This window comes from Yersinia pekkanenii (assembly GCF_001152565.1).
Classification (GTDB): Bacteria; Pseudomonadota; Gammaproteobacteria; order Enterobacterales; family Enterobacteriaceae; genus Yersinia; species Yersinia pekkanenii.
The window spans coordinates 1-1552 of the sequence record NZ_CQAZ01000163.1; the positions used below are offsets into that span (position 1 = coordinate 1).

Consider the following 1552-nt stretch of genomic DNA (forward strand, 5'->3'; position numbering starts at 1 on the left):
GTAATTAGCGAAACCAACATTTCCGCCTGACTGCGAATAAAGGATTCCCCGGGCATAAGACGGTTTATATAATTATTTAATGTCTCTTTAATGAGGACTTCTGCAACATCGAAACTAATACCGCTTAATGTCACTTTTACATCAATATCAAATATCTTAATGGTCGGTGCCATCACGAGTGAGCTTTTCGCGGTCACCGGTCGCACGTCATCAATATGGAGTTGTGTTGCAGCAATAATGGTTTCAGATGGCAAGCCATCAGCAGAGGTGATCACAATATCAACCGTCCCCAGCCCGCGCCGTAGAGGGTAAACATATGCCGCAGTCACACCGGTGACTTCCAGCGCCCAGCGTTTATAATCATATTTATTACCCCCCGCTGGAGGCCGACGAATAATATCGAGCAACCGTGCGAGCAGGTCTTTCGGGCTTTCCTGGTCAGTGCCGCCGCGCATGATGTTAATAATGACGGTACTGTCAATACCGTCAGGTGTTGATGATAATGTGCCAGACATCACCTGTGCCGTGTTTCCGGCAGTGCCTGCGAGGGTTGCTTGCACTGTCACGGTTAACTTGCCATCAAGTCCGATAGTTGCCTGTTGTGTGGTCACAAATGAGAGTGCGTCACGCGTCACGGTTAATCCACTGACCACGGTTGCATTAGGCTCACCCGTGAGATCAATAGTGCCGGTTGCGGTATTGGCAGGCTTACGAACGATGCCGCGTGTCCGGCAATGCAATTCCAGAAACTCAATGTCGGCGGTATCAGGGAATATCTGTCGAACAATCCAGCCTTGATCCTGATATATCCCTGCCGCACAACTGGCAACCGATGAAGCCCGAATATAATAATCACTGTTTTCAGAAATATCGGCATCGACTAATAAGTTACGTATATTCTTCAGTGCTTTGGGTTCCGGCACCGCACAATAGATAACGGGCAATATCACAGCAACGGCCCACCAGAATGCCGGGGGTATCTGGCCAGGGGGTTGGATAGCGACCCGCCAGATAGCTATCAATCTCAGCACTGGCCTGTGTCAGCTTGACGTCCATCACATAGTCATCAATCTGGCCACTGAAATTGCGGTCTGTAAGGGCGATACACTCTTTCTCACCGAATGCATCCACCATATTTTGACGAGTCGCATACATGGTCATTACCTATTTAGTGGTCTTGGTGGTTTTAGTGTCTGCTGGCTCGTTGGTCGCTGCATCGGGAGCAGGAGTCAGGTTGACAATTTGCGCTTTGAGACCATCAATTTCCTGCTGTTGGCCGGTAATGGTGGCGTTGGCGATCTCATTGGCCGACTTCAATGCTTCCGCATCTTCAGATAGCTGTTGCAGCCCAGCTTCCAGCTCTTGATTACGGGCCTGTAGCGACAGAACGCTACTCTGTAGTTTCAGAATACGGTCTTGTGCCAGCACCAGTTCTTTACCCTGATCAGCATTATCTGGCTGGATATCTGGCACATGGGTAACAACAAGCATCAGTTCAGCTTTGAGTTCAGCAAGAACCGATGGGGTAAAGTAATCATCAGGGTAAGTCTGG

At 49.3% G+C, this 1552-nt stretch carries 2 protein-coding genes and 1 pseudogene; all 3 read right to left on the reverse strand.

What is annotated here, in order from left to right; genetic code table 11:
• The coding region (locus AEP37_RS23650; protein ID WP_244880851.1) for a baseplate J/gp47 family protein at positions 1-950 on the reverse strand (950 nt) is incomplete at its 3' end.
• On the reverse strand, positions 889-1155 hold the full coding sequence (locus AEP37_RS23655; protein WP_082170912.1) for a gp436 family protein: 267 nt from the start codon (positions 1153-1155) through the stop codon (positions 889-891). The genes AEP37_RS23650 and AEP37_RS23655, both read right to left, overlap by 62 nt.
• A 9-nt stretch (positions 1156-1164) precedes the next feature.
• Positions 1165-1552, reverse strand: a pseudogene (locus tag AEP37_RS26780) (hypothetical protein); the annotation flags it as partial.

What these genes read in the sequence shown, in the direction of transcription:
- AEP37_RS23655 (WP_082170912.1), bottom strand. Translation starts at nt 1,155, where the DNA reads ATGTATGCGACTCGTCAAAATATGGTGGATGCATTCGGTGAGAAAGAG.